The organism is Streptomyces pactum (assembly GCF_016031615.1).
GTDB classification, from domain to species: domain Bacteria; phylum Actinomycetota; class Actinomycetes; order Streptomycetales; family Streptomycetaceae; genus Streptomyces; species Streptomyces pactus.
The window spans coordinates 1,050,787-1,068,624 of the sequence record NZ_JACYXC010000001.1; the positions used below are offsets into that span (position 1 = coordinate 1,050,787).

Annotated in this window: 14 protein-coding genes and 1 pseudogene; 2 read left to right on the top strand and 13 right to left on the bottom strand. The window is 74.2% G+C overall.

Going from position 1 to position 17,838, the window contains the following annotated elements:
• Positions 1 to 88 precede the first annotated feature (88 nt).
• Positions 89 to 1,192, bottom strand: a pseudogene (locus IHE55_RS04200) (quaternary amine ABC transporter ATP-binding protein); the annotation flags it as partial.
• 420 nt (positions 1,193 to 1,612) lie between these two features.
• Here IHE55_RS04200 and IHE55_RS04205 point away from each other — a divergent pair.
• Both IHE55_RS04205 and IHE55_RS04210 read left to right on the top strand, forming a co-directional pair.
• Positions 1,613 to 2,521, top strand: a complete 909-nt coding sequence (locus IHE55_RS04205) for a 5'-3' exonuclease (protein WP_197991776.1) — start codon at positions 1,613 to 1,615, stop codon at positions 2,519 to 2,521.
• A gap of 48 nt (positions 2,522 to 2,569) precedes the next feature.
• Positions 2,570 to 3,424 carry a siderophore-interacting protein gene (locus IHE55_RS04210; protein WP_197987781.1) on the top strand — a complete coding sequence of 285 codons (855 nt, stop codon included), beginning with the start codon at positions 2,570 to 2,572 and terminating at the stop codon, positions 3,422 to 3,424.
• Between the two features lie 547 nt (positions 3,425 to 3,971).
• Here the strand turns inward: IHE55_RS04210 and IHE55_RS04215 are convergent.
• The 12 genes from IHE55_RS04215 to IHE55_RS04270 form a co-directional block, all read right to left on the bottom strand.
• A complete protein-coding gene (locus IHE55_RS04215; RefSeq protein ID WP_197987782.1) occupies positions 3,972 to 6,803 on the bottom strand; it encodes a DEAD/DEAH box helicase in 2,832 nt (943 codons plus the stop codon).
• A 364-nt stretch (positions 6,804 to 7,167) separates the two neighbouring features.
• Positions 7,168 to 8,061: a diacylglycerol kinase gene (locus IHE55_RS04220; protein WP_197987783.1), complete on the bottom strand. Its 894-nt coding sequence runs from the start codon at positions 8,059 to 8,061 to the stop codon at positions 7,168 to 7,170.
• A gap of 166 nt (positions 8,062 to 8,227) precedes the next feature.
• Entirely contained in the window at positions 8,228 to 9,193 is a 966-nt protein-coding gene (tatC, locus tag IHE55_RS04225; RefSeq protein ID WP_197987784.1) for a twin-arginine translocase subunit TatC, read from the bottom strand.
• Between the two features lie 79 nt (positions 9,194 to 9,272).
• Complete coding sequence (tatA, locus tag IHE55_RS04230) at positions 9,273 to 9,545, bottom strand: Sec-independent protein translocase subunit TatA (RefSeq protein WP_197987785.1); 273 nt, start codon at positions 9,543 to 9,545, stop codon at positions 9,273 to 9,275.
• Between the two features lie 375 nt (positions 9,546 to 9,920).
• A complete protein-coding gene (locus tag IHE55_RS04235) occupies positions 9,921 to 10,127 on the bottom strand; it encodes a hypothetical protein (protein WP_197987786.1) in 207 nt (68 codons plus the stop codon).
• A gap of 366 nt (positions 10,128 to 10,493) precedes the next feature.
• Positions 10,494 to 10,763, bottom strand: coding sequence for a hypothetical protein (locus IHE55_RS04240; RefSeq protein WP_372442619.1), 270 nt, complete (start codon positions 10,761 to 10,763; stop codon positions 10,494 to 10,496).
• Positions 10,760 to 11,731, bottom strand: a complete 972-nt coding sequence (locus tag IHE55_RS04245; protein ID WP_197987787.1) for a helix-turn-helix transcriptional regulator — start codon at positions 11,729 to 11,731, stop codon at positions 10,760 to 10,762. The genes IHE55_RS04240 and IHE55_RS04245 overlap by 4 nt, the downstream gene beginning before the upstream one ends.
• Before the next feature lie 22 nt (positions 11,732 to 11,753).
• Positions 11,754 to 12,773, bottom strand: coding sequence for a helix-turn-helix transcriptional regulator (locus IHE55_RS04250; RefSeq protein WP_197987788.1), 1,020 nt, complete (start codon positions 12,771 to 12,773; stop codon positions 11,754 to 11,756).
• A 135-nt stretch (positions 12,774 to 12,908) separates the two neighbouring features.
• Positions 12,909 to 13,280 carry an FKBP-type peptidyl-prolyl cis-trans isomerase gene (locus IHE55_RS04255; protein WP_197987789.1) on the bottom strand — a complete coding sequence of 124 codons (372 nt, stop codon included), beginning with the start codon at positions 13,278 to 13,280 and terminating at the stop codon, positions 12,909 to 12,911.
• A gap of 62 nt (positions 13,281 to 13,342) precedes the next feature.
• Positions 13,343 to 14,344 carry an FKBP-type peptidyl-prolyl cis-trans isomerase gene (locus tag IHE55_RS04260; RefSeq protein ID WP_197987790.1) on the bottom strand — a complete coding sequence of 334 codons (1,002 nt, stop codon included), beginning with the start codon at positions 14,342 to 14,344 and terminating at the stop codon, positions 13,343 to 13,345.
• A 183-nt stretch (positions 14,345 to 14,527) separates the two neighbouring features.
• Entirely contained in the window at positions 14,528 to 15,889 is a 1,362-nt protein-coding gene (gene pafA, locus IHE55_RS04265; RefSeq protein ID WP_197987791.1) for a Pup--protein ligase, read from the bottom strand.
• Between the two features lie 9 nt (positions 15,890 to 15,898).
• Positions 15,899 to 17,212 carry an MFS transporter gene (locus IHE55_RS04270; RefSeq protein ID WP_197987792.1) on the bottom strand — a complete coding sequence of 438 codons (1,314 nt, stop codon included), beginning with the start codon at positions 17,210 to 17,212 and terminating at the stop codon, positions 15,899 to 15,901.
• Positions 17,213 to 17,838 lie beyond the last annotated feature (626 nt).

Sequence of the window (17,838 nt, forward strand, 5' to 3'; positions counted from 1 at the left end):
CGGCCGCCGTCGCGGACCCGGTCGCGGTCCCGGGGGCGCTCCCCGTGGCCGCGGGGGTGGCGGCCGTACTCCGACCGGCGGTCACCGCGGCATCCGCGGCCGGGACGGCGGCCGGGGCCGGGTCCGCCGGGGCCTCGCCGAGCACGGCGAGCAGCCGGGCGCGCGAGACCACACCGACCAGCTCCCCGGCCTCGTCGGTGACGGCCACCGCGACACCGCTGCGCGAGCAGGGGGTGAACAGCTCGGCGATGGGGGTGTCGGGGCGCACCGTGGCCGGGGCGGCCGCGATCACGTCCGCCGCACCGGCGATCGGGGTGCCGTCGTCGGCGCGGGTGCCCAGCACGGAGTCCGGGTCAGCCATGATCGCGCCCGCGGTCAGCACCCGGGTGCGGTCCACGTCCTGGGTGAAGGAGGCCACGTAGTCATTGGCGGGGCTGACCAGGATGTCCTCGGCCGAGCCGGTCTGGACGATCCGGCCGTCCCGCATCACGGCGATCTGGTCGCCGAGCCGCATGGCCTCGTTGAGGTCGTGGGTGATGAAGACGATGGTCTTCCGCAGCCGCTTCTGCAGCTCCAGCAGCTGGTCCTGCATGTCGCGGCGGATCAGCGGGTCGAGCGCGCTGAACGACTCGTCCATCAGCAGCAGGTCGGCGTCGGTGGCCAGCGCCCGGGCGAGACCGACCCGCTGCTGCATGCCGCCGGACAGCTCGTCGGGCCAGGACTTCTCCCAGCCGGCGAGCCCCACCAGGGCCAGGGCCTCGGCGGCGCGGGTCTCCCGCTCGGCCCGGGGCACGCCCTGCACCTCCAGGCCGTAGGCGGCGTTCTCCAGCACGCTGCGGTGCGGGAAGAGCGCGAAGTGCTGGAAGACCATGCTGATCTTCCGCGACCGCACCTCGCGCAGACCGCGCGGGGTGAGCTCGGTCAGGTCCTGGCCGTCGAAGAGCACCCGGCCGGAGGTTGGCTCCAGCAGGCCGTTGAGCATGCGCAGGAGGGTGGACTTACCGGATCCGGACAGACCCATGACCACGAATATCTGGCCCGCCTCGACGGTGAACGAGGCGTCGATCACCGCGGCGGTGACACCGTCCTCGCGCAGCTCGTCGCGTTCGGCGCCGGCACGCAGCCGCCGCACGGCCTCTTCGGGTCGTCTGCCGAACACCTTGTACAGGCTCTCGGCTTTCAGCCTGGACACATACACCTCTCGGGTCGTACCAAAAAACGACCCGCCACCCCCGCCGGCAGGTCGTGGAGCGGATGCGGAATCCGTCCACAGCCCGGTGCCGGGGGTCGTCTGGCGTCCTGCTTCCCGACCCGGCCGGGGCCCACTCCGGGAGCGCGTCTGCCCGGGCCCCCCTGGCGCAAACCATTCGGTGACGCAGGTCACATTTCCGTACCGTCGGCGGTGCGCCGGGCCGGTACCGCCGGGTGCGGCCGACCTTCCGCCGGTGCGCCACCGGCCGGGCCGCCGGGCCCGGTGCGCCGGCCCGGCCCACCGGGGCGGCCGACCGACACGCGCGCGGGGCACCGCCGCCCGTCGCGGAGCCGGCCCGCCGGGTCGCGGAGCGGCCGTGTCGGTGCGGTGCGGCATGATCGGGGCGTGACGCGACGCCTGATGCTCCTCGACACCGCCTCCTTGTACTTCCGGGCCTACTTCGGGGTGCCGGACACCGTCCGGGCCCCGGACGGCACGCCGGTGAACGCCGTGCGCGGGCTGCTCGACTTCATCGCCCGCCTGGTCCAGGACCACCGGCCGGACGACCTGGTGGCCTGCATGGACTTCGACTGGCGCCCCGGGTGGCGGGTGGAGCTGATCCCCACCTACAAGGCCCACCGGGTCGCCGAAGCGACCCCGGCCGGGGTGCCCGACGAGGAGGAGGTGCCGGACACCCTCTCCCCGCAGGTCCCGGTGATCGACGCGGTGCTGGACGCGGTGGGCATCGCCCGGGTGGGCGCCGCCGGGTACGAGGCGGACGACGTCATCGGCACCCTCACCGCGCGGGCGACCGGGCCGGTGGACATCGTCACCGGCGACCGCGACCTGTACCAGCTGGTGGACGACGCCCGGGCGGTCCGGGTGCTGTACCCGGTCAAGGGCGTCGGCACGCTGCAGGTGGTGGACGAGTCCGTGCTCCGCGAGAAGTACGGGGTGGACGGCCGCGGGTACGCCGATCTGGCGACGCTGCGCGGGGACCCCAGCGACGGGCTGCCGGGGGTGCCGGGCATCGGCGAGAAGACCGCCGCCAAGCTGCTGGCCGCCCACGGTGACCTCGCCGGGATCATCGCGGCGGCCGAGGACCGCGCCTCCCGGATCACCCCGGCCCAGCGCCGCCGGCTCCTGGAGGCGCGCCCGTACCTGGCGGTGGCGCCCCGGGTGGTCGCGGTCGCCCCCGACGTGGCGCTGCCGCCGGTGGACCCGGCACTGCCGTGGGCCCCGCGCGACCCCGAGGCGCTGGCCGCGCTGGCCGAGCGGTGGGGACTGGGCGGATCATTGCAGCGTCTCCTCACCACACTCCGCCGGTGAACCTGTTAGGTTAGGTATACCTAACTCTTCTCTGATCACGGAGGCGCCGTGACCGACCGGCCGACCCGCAAGAAGCCCCAGGCCCGTCTCGCCCGCGTGCTGCGCAGCGAACGGCTGAGCCCGCACATGGTGCGGCTGGTGTTCGGGGGCGAGGGCCTCTCCGGATTCGTGGCGGGCGAGTTCACCGATCACTACGTCAAGCTGCTGTTCCCCGTGGAGGGCGTCAGCTACCCGGAGCCGTTCGACATCGCCCGCATCCGGGAGGAGCTTCCGCGCGAGCAGTGGCCCCGGACCCGCACTTATACGGTGCGCCGCTGGGATCCGCGGGCGGGCGAGCTGACGGTGGACTTCGTGGTGCACGGTGACGCCGGGCTGGCCGGGCCGTGGGCGGCGGCGGCCCGGCCCGGGGACGAGATCCGGATGCTGGGCCCTGGCGGCGCCTACGCCCCGGACCCGGAGGCCGACTGGCACCTGCTGGCCGGCGACGAGAGCGCGCTGCCCGCCATCGCCGCCACCCTGGAGCGGATGCCGGCGGACGCCACGGTCGAGGCCCTGATCGAGGTCGCGGACGCGAGCGAGGAGCAGCCGCTCGCCGTGGGCCCAGGGGTGCGGCTGCGGTGGCTGCACCGGGGCACCGCACCGGCCGGCCGCACCCTGGTGGCGGCGGTCCGCGAGCTGGAGCTCCCGGCCGGACGGGTGCACGCCTTCGTGCACGGCGAGGCGGGCATGGTCAAGGAGCTGCGCCGGTACCTGCGGCTCGACCGCGGCGTCCCGCGCGAGGACCTGTCGATCTCCGGTTACTGGCGGCTCGGCCACGACGAGGACGGTTGGCAGTCCTCGAAGCGGGAGTGGAACGCGCAGGTGGAGGCGGAGCAGGAGCGGAGCGCCCCGGCCGCCGCCTGACCTCCCGCACCGGCCGCCCCGGCGGTCCGCGACGGCCGGCCCTCCGCCCTCTCCCGACGCGGCTCGCCGCTTCTTCCGACGCGGCCCGCCGCTTCTTCCGGCGCGGCCCGCGCCCGGCCCACGACCGCCGGGCGGCGGGCCGTCCCGGCCGTTCCCCGCCGGGGCCCCATGCGGGGACGGTGCGTCGCAGGCGCCGCGCGGCGTACCGGGGCACCGGCGGTAGCCGCGGCCGTACCTCCCGTCGCGGACCGGGCCGACGGCCTCGCCGGCCGCCCACCGTCGCTCCGCCACAGGCCGGGGCCGGTCATCGGTATCCGCGGCCGTGCGTCATCCGGCCGCCGGCGGTCCCGTGGCCGGCACGCCGTACCCGCCGGACACCCCGGCGCGCCGGCCACCCGCCGGGGGGCCCGGGCGGCGGCGGACGCCCGCCGGCGCCCGTGGCGCAGCGGCGCACCCCGCCCGGCCGGCCGTCGGTGCCGAGGCGGGCGGGACGGCAGCCCCGGCACCGACGGCCGCCCCGGCGGGCGGGCAGGGGGCACCGGCCGGATCAACCCACCGAGGAGTACGCGACCACCCCGCGCCGCAGGCCGTCCACCGCCCGGCGCGCGTTCCGCGCCACGGTGCCGCCCTCGGGGGCCGCCTGGGCGATCTGTCCCAGGACGTCGATGAGTTGCTTGCACCAGCGGACGAAGTCGCCGGCGGGCATGTCCACTTCCCGCAGCACATCGTCCAGTCCGTGCCCGGAGGCCCAGCGGTACGCGGCCCAGGCGAAGCCCAGGTCCGGTTCGCGCTGTCCGACGCCCTCGGTCTGGCTGATGCGGTGGTCCTCCTCCAGCGCGTCCAGCCGGCCCCAGATCCGCACCATCTCCCCCAGCGCCTCCTTGGCGGCACCGGTGGGCAGCTTCGGCGGCAGCGCGTCGTCGGCGGTGCGCGCCTCGTACACCAGCGCCGACGCGCAGGCGGCCAGCTCGGCCGGCTTCAGCCCCTCCCAGACGCCTTCGCGCAGGCACTCGCTGGCGAGCAGGTCGAGTTCGCCGTAGAGCCGGGCGAGCCGCCGCCCGTCGTCGGTGACCTGCTCCTCCCGCAGATAGTCCAGCTCGGTCAGGAGCGCGCAGATCCGGTCGAAGGTGCGCGCGATGGTGTTGGTGCGTCCCTCGATGCGCCGCTCCAGCTGCCGGGTGTCGCGCAGCAGCCGGTGGTAGCGCTCGGCCCACCGGGCGTGGTCCTCCCGGTCTGCGCAGCCGTGGCAGGGGTGCGCGCGTATCGCGGCGCGCAGGCTCGCGATCTCGGTGTCGTCCGCGGCGGCCGACCGGTCCCGGCGGTGCCTGCGCACATCGTGGTGGCCGGCCTTGGTGCGCAGCGCGGAGGCCAGGTCGCGGCGGGACTGGGGACTGCGCGGGTTGAACGTCTTGGGCACGCGCATCCGCTCCAGCGGCTCCACCGGGACCGGGAAGTCCATCGTGGCCAGCCGCTTGACCTGCCGCTCGGCGGTGAGCACCAGCGGGCGCGGCCCGTCGTGGGCCTCGTAGCCGCGGTGGCCGCCGGTCCGGCCGGCCGCCAGCCCGGGGTCGAGCACCAGGGCGAGCCCGGCGTACTTGCCGGTGGGCACGTGGATGACGTCGCCGGGCCGGAGCTTCTCCAGCGCGGCCATCGCCGCCGCCCGCCGCTGCGCGGCGCCCTGCTTGGCCAGCTCCGTCTCCCGGTCCTTCAGCCGGCGGCGCAGCGCCGCGTACTCGTCGAAGTCGCCGAGGTGGCAGGTCATGGAGGCGCGGTAGCCGGCCAGGCCCTCCTCGTTCCGCTGCACCTGCCGGGAGATGCCGACCACCGCGCGGTCCGCCTGGAACTGGGCGAAGGAGGTCTCCAGCAGTTCACGGGAGCGGTGCCGGCCGAACTGGGCGACCAGGTTGACCGCCATGTTGTACGACGGCTTGAAGGAGGAGCGCAGCGGATAGGTGCGGGTGCCGGCCAGGCCGGCCAGCGCGGTCGGGTCCGTGGTCCGCTGCCAGAGCACCACCGCGTGGCCCTCGACGTCGATGCCGCGCCGGCCCGCCCGGCCGGTGAGCTGAGTGTACTCACCGGGGGTGATGTCGGCGTGCTGTTCGCCGTTCCACTTGACGAGCTTCTCCAGCACCACCGAGCGGGCGGGCATGTTGATGCCCAGGGCGAGGGTCTCGGTGGCGAACACCGCCTTGACCAGGCCCTGGACGAACAGCTCCTCGACGACCTCCTTGAAGGTCGGCAGCATGCCGGCGTGGTGGGCGGCGATGCCGCGCTCCAGGCCCTCCAGCCACTCGAAGTACCCCAGGACGTGCAGGTCCTCGTCGGGGATGCCGGCGGTGCGCTGCTCGACCAGGGTGCGCACCCGGGCGCGCGCGGCCTCGTCGTTGAGCCGCAGCCCCGCGTAGAGGCACTGCTGGACGGCGGCCTCGCAGCCCGCGCGGCTGAAGATGAAGGTGATGGCCGGCAGCAGCCCCTCGGCGTCCAGCCGGTCGATGACCTCCGGCCGGCTCGGCGTCCAGATCCGGCCGCGCTGGCGGCGCTCGCGCTCCCGGTCGGCCTCCCGCATCCCGTTGCGCCCGCGGCGCTTGTCGCGGCCGAAGGTGGGGCGGGTGTTCTCCATGCGGGCCAGCCGGACCAGGTCGGGGTTGACCTCGCGGCGGGCGGCGGTGCCCTGGCCGCCGTCCTGGCTCTTCTCCTCGAACAGGTCGTACATCCGGCGGCCGACCAGGACGTGCTGCCACAGCGGCACCGGGCGGTGCTCGGAGACGATCACCTCGGTGTCGCCGCGCACGGTGTCCAGCCAGTCGCCGAACTCCTCGGCGTTGGAGACGGTCGCGGAGAGCGACACCAGGGTCACCGACTCGGGCAGGTGGATGATCACCTCTTCCCAGACCGCGCCCCGGAAGCGGTCGGAGAGGTAGTGGACCTCGTCCATCACCACGTAGCCCAGGCCGCGCAGCGCCTCCGAGCCGGCGTACAGCATGTTCCGCAGCACCTCGGTGGTCATCACGACCACCGGGGCGTCGGAGTTGATGCTGTTGTCACCGGTGAGCAGACCGACCCGGTCCGCGCCGTACCGCTTGACGAGGTCGGTGTACTTCTGGTTGGAGAGTGCCTTGATCGGCGTGGTGTAGAAGCACTTGCGGCCCTGGGCGAGCGCCAGGTGGACGGCGAACTCGCCCACGATGGTCTTGCCCGAACCGGTGGGGGCGGCGACCAGCACGCCCTTGCCGGCTTCGAGGGCCTGGCACGCCTCCACCTGGAACGGGTCCAGCTGGAAGTCGTACATGTCGCGGAAGGGGGCCAGCGCGGTGGCCTGCTCGGCGGCCCTGCGGCGGGCCGCGGCGTACCGCTCGGCGGGTGTCAGCTCGTCGCTCATCTTGTCTACGAGCCTACCGGCCGCCTCCGACAACGCACGATCTTTATCGTGCACCGGCCCCCGCCGGGGGTGCACCGGCGCGACCGGGCCGCCGGCGGGCCCGGCCGGGGCGGCCCGGATCGCGGGCAGCCCCGGTCGCCGGCCGCCCTGGTCGGGGACGGCCCGGCCGGGATCGGGGTCGGCCGCGGGGCGGCCGGCCGCGCGGCGGGGCCGGGCTCCCGAGCCCCGGAACGGTGCCGGGCCGGACGCCGGAACGGTGCCGGTGACCGACGGGGGGCGTCCGGCGCGGCGCCCCGGCGGGCCGAGGCTGCCGCGCGCCCGAAGCCGGGCCGGTGGTGACCGCCGGCCTGCCGGATCGGAGGGGTCAGGCGGCGCCGAGCAGCCGCAGCGCGCCCGGCACGGTACGGACGGTCAGCGGCAGCGGCCCCACCGCCTCCCCGTCGGCGTACCCGGTGATCCCGTCGGCGGCCAGGGTGAGGCTGCGGACCCGGTGCACGGTGACCGCCGGGTGGCTCAGATGCGTCCCCCGGTACACCCGCGGGAAGACCCTCAGCAGGGTGGTCCTGCTGCACCTGCCGACGACGGTGACGTCGAACACCCCGTCGTCGTAGCGGGCCCCCGCGCAGATCCGCATGCCGCCGCCGTAGGAGCCGGTGTTGCCGACCGCGATCAGGGTGGCGTCGATCAGCTGCTCCGGTCCGTCGTCGAACCGCACCCGGAACGGGGTGGTGCGGAACGCGGCCAGCTCGGCGACGATCGCCAGGTCGTAGCGGAGGCGTCCGGTCGGCCGGCGCATCCGGTTGCCCCGGTCGTTGACCCGGGAGTCGAAACCGGCGGCCAGTACGGTGCCGAACCAGGTGTCGCCGGCCCGGCCCAGGTCCACCTCCCGGGCGCCCTCCCCCTTCAGCGCCTCGACGATGCGGTGGGCGGCGGCGGCCGGATCGCGCACCGGCAGCCCGGCCGCCCGGGCGAAGTCGTTGCCGGTGCCGACCGCGACCACACCCAGCGGGGTGCCGGTGCCCGCGACCGCCTGCAGGGCGAGCGAGGTCATCCCGTCGCCGCCGACCACGATCAGCGCCCCGGTGCCCTGGGCCACCGCGGCACGCGCCCGGCGCAGCGCGTCGTCGGCGTCGAGACCGAGCACGGTACGGACGCCGAAACCGGCGGCCCGCAGCACCCGGGCGGCCGGCTGGGCGGCACGGGCGCCGCGTCCCCGGCCCGCCGTGGGGTTGACGAAGAGAGTGAGGTCGCAGGTCACGGCCGGACCTTATCCGGTCCCCCCGGGCACGGTGATCACCCCGACCGGGGCCGACGTACGGAAGGAGATGTTCCGCCCGGCCGCGGCGGGGGTGGCGCACCGGGCGGTCCGCTCCGGCGCTGGACGCCGCGAAGCCCGGACCGCCGCCCCGCGGCCCGGGCCGGGCTCAGGTGATGTCGTCGTAGCCGTTGCGCCGGACCGGGTCGGTGCGGTCGGACCGGCCGCCCTGCTGCTCGGGCAGCGCGCGGGAGGCGGAGACCGGCTCGACGCCGTCGATGCGCTCGGGCGTGAGGTCCAGCGGGGACGCCTCGTCGTCGCTCAGACCGGCGTCCGGGTTGTTGTTGCGGCGGCGCCGGTCGTTGAGGAGGCTGACGCCGGTGGCCGCGAAGTACAGCACCACGATCGGCGCGGCCAGCACCGACATGGTCAGCGGGTCGCCGGTGGGGGTGGCCACGGCGGCGAAGACCGTGATGCCGACCACCATGAACCGCCACCAGCCCAGCATCCGCTTGCCGGTGATGACGCCGCCCAGGTTGAGCAGCACCAGCAGCAGCGGCAGCTCGAAGGCGAGACCGAAGACGATCACCAGCCGGGTGACGATGTCCAGGAACTCGTCGGCCGGGAAGAGGTTGTCCCACCCCTCGGGGGTGAGCCCGACCAGCGCTCCGGCCGAGGTGGGCAGGATGGCGTAGGCGAGGTACGCGCCGCCGAGGAAGAGCGGTACGCCGGCGGCCACGAAGCTCAGGGCGTACTTCTTCTCGTGGCCGTGCAGCCCGGGTGCGAGGAAGGCCCAGAGCTGGTAGAGCCAGACCGGGCTGGCGACGACCACGCCGGTCGCCAGGGCGACCTTGAGCATGATCGTGAAGGGTGCCAGCAGTCCGTTGGCGGTGATCTGCGCGCAGGGCTCGCTGTGCTGCTGGCCGACCGTCTGCCCCTCGGGACAGCCGACGGCGTCGATCACCGGACCGGTGATGAACTCGGCGATCTGCTTGTAGTAGATCAGCCCGAAGACGGTCACCACGCCGATGGCCAGGACCGACTTCAGCAGCCGGTTGCGCAGCTCACGCAGATGCTCCGCGAGCGGCATCCGCCCCTCGGGGTCCTTCTTCTGCTTGCGGGCAGACTTGAGCAACCCACGTCCTCGTCTCGTGCGAAGGCCGACGCCGACGCGCCTGGGTCAGCGTCGGTGCGGCGGCTCTTAAGGGCCTGCGTCAGCTCTTGGTGGTGCGGTTCGGCTCGGTGACCGGGCGCGAGCTGGTCACGTCGCCGGGCGCGGCCTGGATGGTCTTCGGGGCTTCCTGGACCGGCTCGGCCGGCGGTGCGCCCGCCGCGGCCTCGTCGTCCTTCTTCATGGCCTTGGCCTCGCTCTTGAGGATGCGGGCCGACTTGCCGAGCGAGCGGGCCATGTCCGGGAGCTTCTTGGCACCGAAGAGCAGCAGGATGACGACGAGGATCAGAATGATCTCGGTGGGCCTCAGGTTCATGTGCTACTACCTTCTCGCCGGGGCGGCGTACCTACTGCCTGCCGTGTGGATCGGACGGGCGTGCCAGTGCTGTCAGCGATCGTAACCCGCAGCGGTGAACGCACGGCAATCCCCGTGCATACGCCTGGTTGCGGGGTCCGGCGGCCGCCGGCACTGCGTTCCGAAGCCTACCTCCCGGCACCGCCTCCACATCAGGGTGCGCGGCCGTGCGCCACCCTTCGCCGGAGTGCCGTGCCGGTCCGGCGGGCGGCCTCGCCGGTCACGGCGCGGGCGGCTCCCGCGGGTCGCACCGGCGGGTTCCGCCGAGGGACGAGGGTGCCGGTGCGGCCCGACTGGGTCCTCCGCGAGGGGTGGGCGCCGGTGCGGCCCGGCGGGTCAGTCCCGGTGGAGGACCGAGTCCACCTGCGTGGCCAGCGGTCCGGCCGCCCGTTCAAGGTCGGCCACGGCCCGGTTGATCCGGTGCGAGCTCTCCGCGATCTGCCGGGACAGCCGCCGCACCTCGACGAAGACCCGCACGGCGAGCACCCCGAGGACGGCGATTCCGCAGAAGGCGAGAGCGATAGCGAGCATCGGCCAGAGCATGGGGCGAGCCTATCGGGCCACCGGGGTGCCGGGCCCGCGCGGTCGGGTGGCGGTGCCCGGGCCACCGGGTGCGGGTGGCCGGCCGGCCCGCCACCGGTGCGCCCCCGGCGTTTCGCGGGGCCCGGCCACCGGCCCGCGCCCCGGCGGTGGCGGCGCCGGTTGCGGTGATGGCGGTGCGGGTGGTGGCGGTACGAGCGGCGGTGGCGACGGCCCTGGGGGCCGGCCCGGGCGCGGGACCACCGACGGGCCGGGCAGGTCACTGGGGGCGGCACCACCGACGGGCCGGGCAGGAGGCCGGGGGCGAGGCCCCTTCCGGGCCGGAGCCGGGGCCGCCCACCGGCCCGGCTCGCCGGCCGGGCGCCGGGGTCAGACCGTGGAGTGCAGCCGCAGGGTGCTGACGCCGCCCCCGGTGAGCAGCTCCACGATGCGCTCACCGGCCGGCTTGCGGACCGCGGCCCGGCAGTCGGGGCAGGTGAAGGAGTAGAACGTGGTGCGGTCGCTGCCCCCTATCACCAGCCGCAGCGCCGGCGCGGTCAGCTCGAACCGCCCCCGGCACTCCGGGCAGCCGGCCTTGAACACCACGGTCTGGGTGTCTGCGGGGTCGGTCCCGGCGGTCACGTCCGACGCTCCCTTCACTCGCCGTACGCCGCGAGCGCCTGCCGCGCCGCGTCCCGCGCGCTCTCCGCCAGCTCCGGCGGGGAGACGATCCGACCGTCCCGGCCCAGGCGCAGCGCCAGCCGGCGCAGCGATCCGGGGTCGGAGGTGCGCAGGGTGATGCGCAGGCCGCCGTCGGGCAGCTCCTCGGCGCCCTCGTACGGGTAGTACTCGGCCACCCAGCGTCCGCCCGGCCCGACCTCGATGATCACCTCGGGGTCCTCGGCGGCGGTCTGCACCAGGCCGGCGGAGAGGTCGGCCAGGTCCCGCAGCTCGATGGGCGGCGGGTCGGAGGGCTCGTCCAGCAGCTTGATCTCCGCCACCCGGTCCAGCCGGAAGGTCCGCCGCGCCTCGGTGCGCCGGCACCAGGCCTCCACGTAGGTGTGGCCCACGGCGAAGAGCCGGATCGGGTCGATCTCCCGCTCGGTCAGCTCGTCGCGGGCCGGGGAGTAGTAGCGGATCCACAGCCGCCGGCGCTCCGCGATGGCGCGGTCGACGTCGGCGAAGACGCCGCCCTCGGACTCGAAGATCACCGACAGCCGGGAGCTGGCCCCGGCCGCCTCGCCGGCCGCCGCCTCCAGCTTGGCGGTGGCGCGCAGCAGCGCGTCCCGGTCGCCCTCGCGCAGACCGGGCAGGGTGGCGACGGCGCGGGCGGCGACCAGCAGCGCGGTGGCCTCGTCGGCGGCCAGCCGCAGCGGCTCGCCGGCGCTGGTGCCGGTGGCGTCGGGGTTGTGCCACCAGATGTGCTCGCCGTCGGTGTCGATGTCCAGCAGGTCGCCGCCGCGGAAGCTGGTGCCGCACATCGGCAGCACGTCGAGGTCGGCGATGAGTTCGTCCTCGGTGATACCGAAGGCGCGGGCCACGTCGCTGACGCGGGCACCGGGGCGTTCGCGCAGATAGGTGACCAGGGAGAGCATCCTGCGGGTCTGGTCAATGGCATTGCCGGCCATGGCAGTCGGTCCGTTCCCTCGCTCAGCCGCCTGCGACGGCGCGCAACCGGTCGATCACATCGGCCCGCAGTTCGGCGGGTTCCAGTACGAGTACGTCGTGGCCCAGTTCCGCCAGCCCGGCGTCCAGCCCGTGACCGTACGGGATCTCCAGCTCGTCCCAGCCGTCGTCCACCGGACGGGTGGTCAGGGCCCGGGCCCGCAGCGGGTATCCGTGGCCGGCCCGCAGCCGGATCCGGGCGGTACCGGTGGCGGTCTCGCCGGCCCAGCGCTCCACCGTCTCGCGGACGGTGACGTGGTCGGGGACCTCGGCGGTGAACGCGCCGGCCCGGGAGCGCACCTTGCCGACGATGCGGGAGAGGCGGAAGACCCGCTCGGCGCGGCGGTCGCGGTCCCAGCCGGCCAGGTACCAGTGGCCGCGCCAGCACTCCAGGATCCAGGGCTCGACCTGGCGGCGCTCGGGCTGGGCGGCGCTGGACTTGCGGTAGTCGAACACCACCGGGCGGCGGTCGCGGCAGGCCAGCATCAGCGGTTCGAACGCCGCCTCGTGGGCGGGGATGCGCGGTTCCAGGGCGCCGGGGGGCTGGGCGCCGTACGGCTCCTCGGTGAGCGGCATCCCGGCGGCGCGCAGCTTCTGCAGCGCCCCGCTCGCCGCGCCGGCCAGCCGGGCCTGCTGCCAGACCTTGGCGGCCAGGCTGAGGGCGGCGGCCTCCTCGGCATCGAAGGTGATGGGCGGCAGGCGGTTGCTGTCCCGGCGGGCCAGGTAACCGGTCTCGCCGTCGAAGCCCTCCACCGTCTCGATGACCAGGCCGAGTTCGCGCAGGTCCTCCTTGTCCCGCTCGAACATGCGGTTGAAGGCCTCGTCCCGGGCGGCCGTGGCGGCGGCCCCGGAGCCGGACGCGCCGGCCGTGGCGGACGCGCCCGCCGACCCCGCTTCCAGGTAGGCCTCGATCGAGGACCGCAGCTCCCGCTTGGTGAGCGGACGCCGCGTCCCCAGCAGGCACAGCGCCAGGTTCATCAACCGCTCGGCCTTGGCAATCGCCATCGACGCGCCTCTCGCCCTCTCTGCGTCACCCACATGCGTTTCCTCGACGGTGACCGTACCGCTCCGGGGACGGAAGGTGAAAGCCGAGGGCCCCCGCCGGTCGGCGGGGGCCCTCGGCACCGGTCACCGGCCGCGTCAGACGGCGACCAGGTCGCAGACGAAGATCAGGGTCTCGCCCGGCTTGATCTTGTCGCCGGCGCCGCGGTCCCCGTAGGCCAGGTGCGGCGGGATGATCAGCTGGCGACGGCCGCCGACCTTCATGCCCTGGACACCCTGGTCCCAGCCCGGGATGACCTGGCCGACGCCGAGGGTGAACTGGAGCGGGCCGCCCCGGTTCCAGCTGGCGTCGAACTCCTCGCCGGTGCTGAAGGAGACGCCGACGTAGTGCACGGAGACCTTGTCCCCGGCCTTGGCCACCGCGCCGTCGCCTTCCCAGATGTCCTTGATCTCAAGGCCGGCCGGCGGCTCGCCACCCGGGAAGTCGATCTCAGGCTTGTCGATGCTCACGAAAATTGCTCCTGTCACGTTGTGGGCAACCCGCACAGTCTTGCAGAGCCGCGGCGGTGCCCTTACAGGGCCGCGAGGATGTCCACGGAGAAGACCAGGGTGGAGTTGGCCGGGATGCCCTGCTGCTCCTGCTTGCCGTAGCCCAGGTCCGGCGGGACGACGACCAGCACCCGGCTGCCGACCTTCTTGCCGGTGAGCCCCTGCGACCAGCCCTTGACGACCTGCTGGAGGGAGAACTGGGCGAGCTGCTTGCGGGAGTAGCTGGAGTCGAACTCCTTGCCGCCGTCCCAGAGCACGCCCTTGTACTGCACCAGGACCGAGTCGCTCTCCTTGACCTCGGCGCCGTCGCCCTCGATGACGTAGTTCGACACCAGCTTCTTCGGCGCGTCGGTCTTGGGGACTGTGATGGACGGCGCCTTGCCGTCGGTGTTGTCGCCGACCTTCGGCAGGTCGATGTTGTCCTGGGCGACCTTGTCGCCCTGGGCCGAGGCGGTGGCGCCGAAGGTGTCGATGACGTCCACCACGAAGACCATGGTGTCGTCCCCCTTGATGCCGGCCTGCGGCTGGCCCTGCTTGCCGTACCCCAGCTCCGGCGGGATGGCCAGCTGCACCCGGCTGCCGGCCTTCCGGCCGACCAGGCCCTGGTCCCAGCCGGGGATGACCTGCCCGGTGCCGATCTGGAAGATCGCGGGCTTGCCCTGGTCGTAGGAGTTGTCGAAGACCTTCGCGGTCTTCCAGATCTGGCCGAGGTAGTTGACCTGGAGGTAGTCACCCTTGGCGACGGTGACACCGCGGCCGGCGATCAGCGTCTTGACGGCGAGATCGGCGGACGGCTCCCCCGGGCCCTTGGCGACCTTCGGCTTCTCGCCGAACTTGGTGCCGCCGGTCAGCTCGGGCAGCGGTCCGTCCACGATCTTGCCGGTGGGCGGGGCCGAGGGGGTCTGGCCGGTGGGCTCGGAGGGCGACGCCTTGTCTCCCTTCTCGGAGCCGGATTTGTCGTCGCCGCAACCCGCGAGCGCGAGCAGACCGGCGGGCACGGCAAGGAGTACGGAGCGTCGGCGCACGGAGATCCTCGTTCGGTAGGTCCTGCGGGGGCAATGCGCGCCACTCTACGACGTGGCACGGGCCCCGTACGAGGAACGTACGGGGCCCGTGTGCGGTGGCGCACCGCCCGGGGCGCGGCCGGCGGGCCCCCGGGCGGTCCGCCGGCGCCGCCCCCGGGGGGCCCTTGCGGCGCCCGCGGCGCCTCACATGCCGGCGATGAGCTTCTCCACCCGGTCGTCCACCGACCGGAACGGGTCCTTGCACAGCACGGTGCGCTGTGCCTGGTCGTTGAGCTTCAGGTGCACCCAGTCGACGGTGAAGTCCCGGCGCTGCTCCTGGGCCCGGCGGATGAAATCGCCGCGCAGCCGGGCCCGGGTGGTCTGCGGCGGCACCGACTTGCCCTCGAAGATCTTCACGTCGTGGCAGACGCGTGCCGCCTGTCCGCGCTTCTCCAGCAGGTAATACAGCCCGCGGCGGCGATGGATGTCGTGGTAGGCCAGGTCTATCTGGGCGATCCGCGGATGCGACATGGTGATGTTGTGCTTCGCGCGGTACCGCTCGATCAGCTTGTATTTCATGACCCAGTCGATCTCGGTGTCGATGAGATCGAGGTTCTGGGTGCGGACGGCTTCCAGGGCGCGGCCCCACAGTTCCAGCACGCGCTCCACGGTTCCGGTGCGGATTCCGCGGCGCTCGCAGAAATCCACCGCCTTTTCGTAGTACTCCTGCTGCACCTCCAGGGCGGACGCCTCCCGCCCGCTGGCCAGCCGCACCTTGCGCTGCCCGGTGGTGTCGTGGCTGACCTCGCGGATCGCCCGGATCGGGTTCTCCAGGGTGAGGTCGCGCATCACGGTGCCCGCCTCGATCATGCGGAGCACCAGGTCGGTGGCGCCGACCTTGAGCAGCATGGTCGTCTCGGACATGTTGGAGTCGCCGACGATGACGTGGAGCCTGCGGTAGCGCTCGGCGTCGGCGTGCGGCTCGTCGCGGGTGTTGATGATCGGCCGGGAGCGGGTGGTGGCGGAGCTGACGCCCTCCCAGATGTGCTCGGCGCGCTGACTGACGCAGTACACGGCGCCGCGCGGGGTCTGGAGCACCTTGCCCGCCCCGCAGATCAGCTGCCGGGTCACCAGGAAGGGGATCAGGATGTCCGCCAGCCGGGAGAACTCCCCGTGCCGGGCCACCAGGTAGTTCTCGTGGCAGCCGTAGGAGTTCCCGGCCGAGTCGGTGTTGTTCTTGAAGAGGTAGACATCGCCCGCGATGCCTTCCTCGTGCAGACGTTTCTCGGCATCGACGAGGAGACCTTCGAGGATGCGCTCACCGGCCTTGTCGTGGGTGACCAGCTCGGTCACGTTGTCGCACTCGGGAGTTGCGTATTCGGGGTGCGATCCCACGTCCAGATAGAGGCGAGCGCCGTTGCGCAGGAACACATTGCTGCTGCGGCCCCAGGAAACGACACGGCGGAAGAGGTACCGCGCCACTTCGTCAGGAGACAGTCGGCGCTGTCCCCTGAACGTGCATGTGACGCCGTACTCGTTCTCCAGCCCGAAAATGCGGCGGTCCATGACTGAACATTACGCCTGACCGCCTGTTCTGAAACCGGGTTCGACGGCACCGTTTCGATCATTTTCCGCCGGGACGTCACCGGATGCCGGGGTCCCGGACGGCCGGTCCGCCGGGACGTCACCGGGTGCCGGGGCGGCGGGGGGCCGGTCCGCCGGGGCGAGGAAGCGGCGGGCGGCCAGCAGCACGGCCAGGGCGACCGCGCCGGCCGCGCCCGGCACCGCGAACCCGGCCGCCACGTCACCGCCCTCGATGACCGGCCCGGCGACGGCGGTGCCGGCCGCGTTGCCCACCACGAAGGTGGTGACCAGCCAGGAGAACGCCTCGGTGACGGTGCCGCGCGGGGCGTGGTGGTCGATCACCACGAACGCGCAGGCCAGCGCCGGGGCGAGGAACACCCCGGAGAGCAGCGCCAGGGCGGTCATGCCGGGCACCCCGGGGACCAGGGTCAGCGGCAGGTACCCCACCGCCAGGGCCGCCACCAGCAGCCGCAGCCGCACCTCGGCCGGTCCCGCCCACGGGCGGGCGCCGTAGACCACACCGCCGATCAGCGCCCCGGCCCCGAGCGCGGAGAGCAGATAGCTGGAGACCATGCCGCCGCCGTGCCGGTCGGCGTAGGCGACCGCGGTGACCGCGATGGACCCCAGCGCGATGCCGATGAAGAGGAACGAGGCGAGCAGCACCAGCAGCCCGGGCGAGCGGAGCGCGCCGAGCCAGTGCGCCTCGCGCGGCGCCGAGCGCCACCGGCGGGACGGCGGCGACAGCACCACCGACAGCGCGCCGGCGACCCCCAGCACGTTGACGATCAGCAGGGCGGCGCTCTCGGACCGGGCCGCGACCAGCAGGGTGACCAGCAGCGGGCCGACCGAGAACATCACCTCCTGGGCGACCGCGTCCAGCGCGTAGGCGGCGTGGACCCGGTCCTGGCGCCCCAGCACCCCGGGCCACAGCGCCCGCAGACCGCCCTCCAGCGGCGGGGTGAAGCCACCGGCGATCAGCATGGCGGCGTAGGCGAGGGGCAGCGACCCGATGCCGGTCAGCGCGAACAGCACCATGCCCAGCGCGGAGAGGACGGCGGCGGGCAGCATCACCCGCGGCTGGCCGAAGCGGTCGACCGCCCGGCCCAGCAGCGGCTGGCCGATCGCGTTGCCCACCCCGTAGACCGCCGAGAGCCCGCCGGCCAGCGCGTAACTGCCGCCCTCGGCGCGGACGAAGAGCACCACGGCGAGCGCGGCGGTGGCGTTCGGCAGCCGGCCGACGAGGGTGCCGACCAGCAGCCGCGCCGCGTACCGGGTGCGCAGCAGATCTCCGTAGCCGGTGGCCATCGGCCCGCTCCTCTCCCCCGGGCAGGCCGAGGTTTTACGTATAACGTCGAGTGTCATACGTACCATGGCAGCTCACCGCGGGTCCACCGGTACGGCGCCCGCGACCGGAGGCGGGGAGCGCAGCGCATGGTGAGCGGCGGGGAGCGGGAGCGCCACGGGGCGGGGCCCGCGCGGACGACGCCGCGGCCGGCTCGCGGGGATGCCCGGCGGGCCCCGGCGGAGGGCTCCGGGCCCCCGGCGCCGTCGCCCGCCGGACAGCCGGCGGCCCGGACGCGCGGGGCGGGTGACGGAGGGACCGCGGCGGCCACGGCACGCTCCGGGGACGGAGCGCAGCATGCGCACCCGGAGAACGAGGCACCACCCGCCCACCACGGGGACAGCAACCCGTCCGTACCCCCCGGGGCGGAGGCACCACCCGCGCACCCGGGAGAGGGAGCGCCGTCCGCGCACCCGGGGGGCGGGACACCGGCGGCGCCGGCCGGCGACGGGTCGCCGCGGGCGGACGGTGCGGCGCCCCGTCGCCCCCGTGCGGAGGAGGCGCCGCCGCCCGGGACACCTCCGGTGGGCGAGGCGCCCCGGCCGGGAGCCGCCGGTCCGGGCCGGGCCGCGGCGGACCGGTCCCGGGG

Bases quoted from the DNA above. Each gene is read 5' to 3' on its own strand.
- IHE55_RS04205 (WP_197991776.1), top strand. From the start codon at position 1,613: ATGCTCCTCGACACCGCCTCCTTGTACTTCCGGGCCTACTTCGGGGTG.
- IHE55_RS04215 (WP_197987782.1), bottom strand. From the start codon at position 6,803: ATGAGCGACGAGCTGACACCCGCCGAGCGGTACGCCGCGGCCCGCCGC.
- tatA (WP_197987785.1), bottom strand. From the start codon at position 9,545: ATGAACCTGAGGCCCACCGAGATCATTCTGATCCTCGTCGTCATCCTG.
- IHE55_RS04235 (WP_197987786.1), bottom strand. From the start codon at position 10,127: ATGCTCTGGCCGATGCTCGCTATCGCTCTCGCCTTCTGCGGAATCGCC.
- IHE55_RS04245 (WP_197987787.1), bottom strand. From the start codon at position 11,731: ATGGCCGGCAATGCCATTGACCAGACCCGCAGGATGCTCTCCCTGGTC.
- IHE55_RS04250 (WP_197987788.1), bottom strand. From the start codon at position 12,773: ATGGCGATTGCCAAGGCCGAGCGGTTGATGAACCTGGCGCTGTGCCTG.
- pafA (WP_197987791.1), bottom strand. From the start codon at position 15,889: ATGGACCGCCGCATTTTCGGGCTGGAGAACGAGTACGGCGTCACATGC.
- IHE55_RS04270 (WP_197987792.1), bottom strand. From the start codon at position 17,212: ATGGCCACCGGCTACGGAGATCTGCTGCGCACCCGGTACGCGGCGCGG.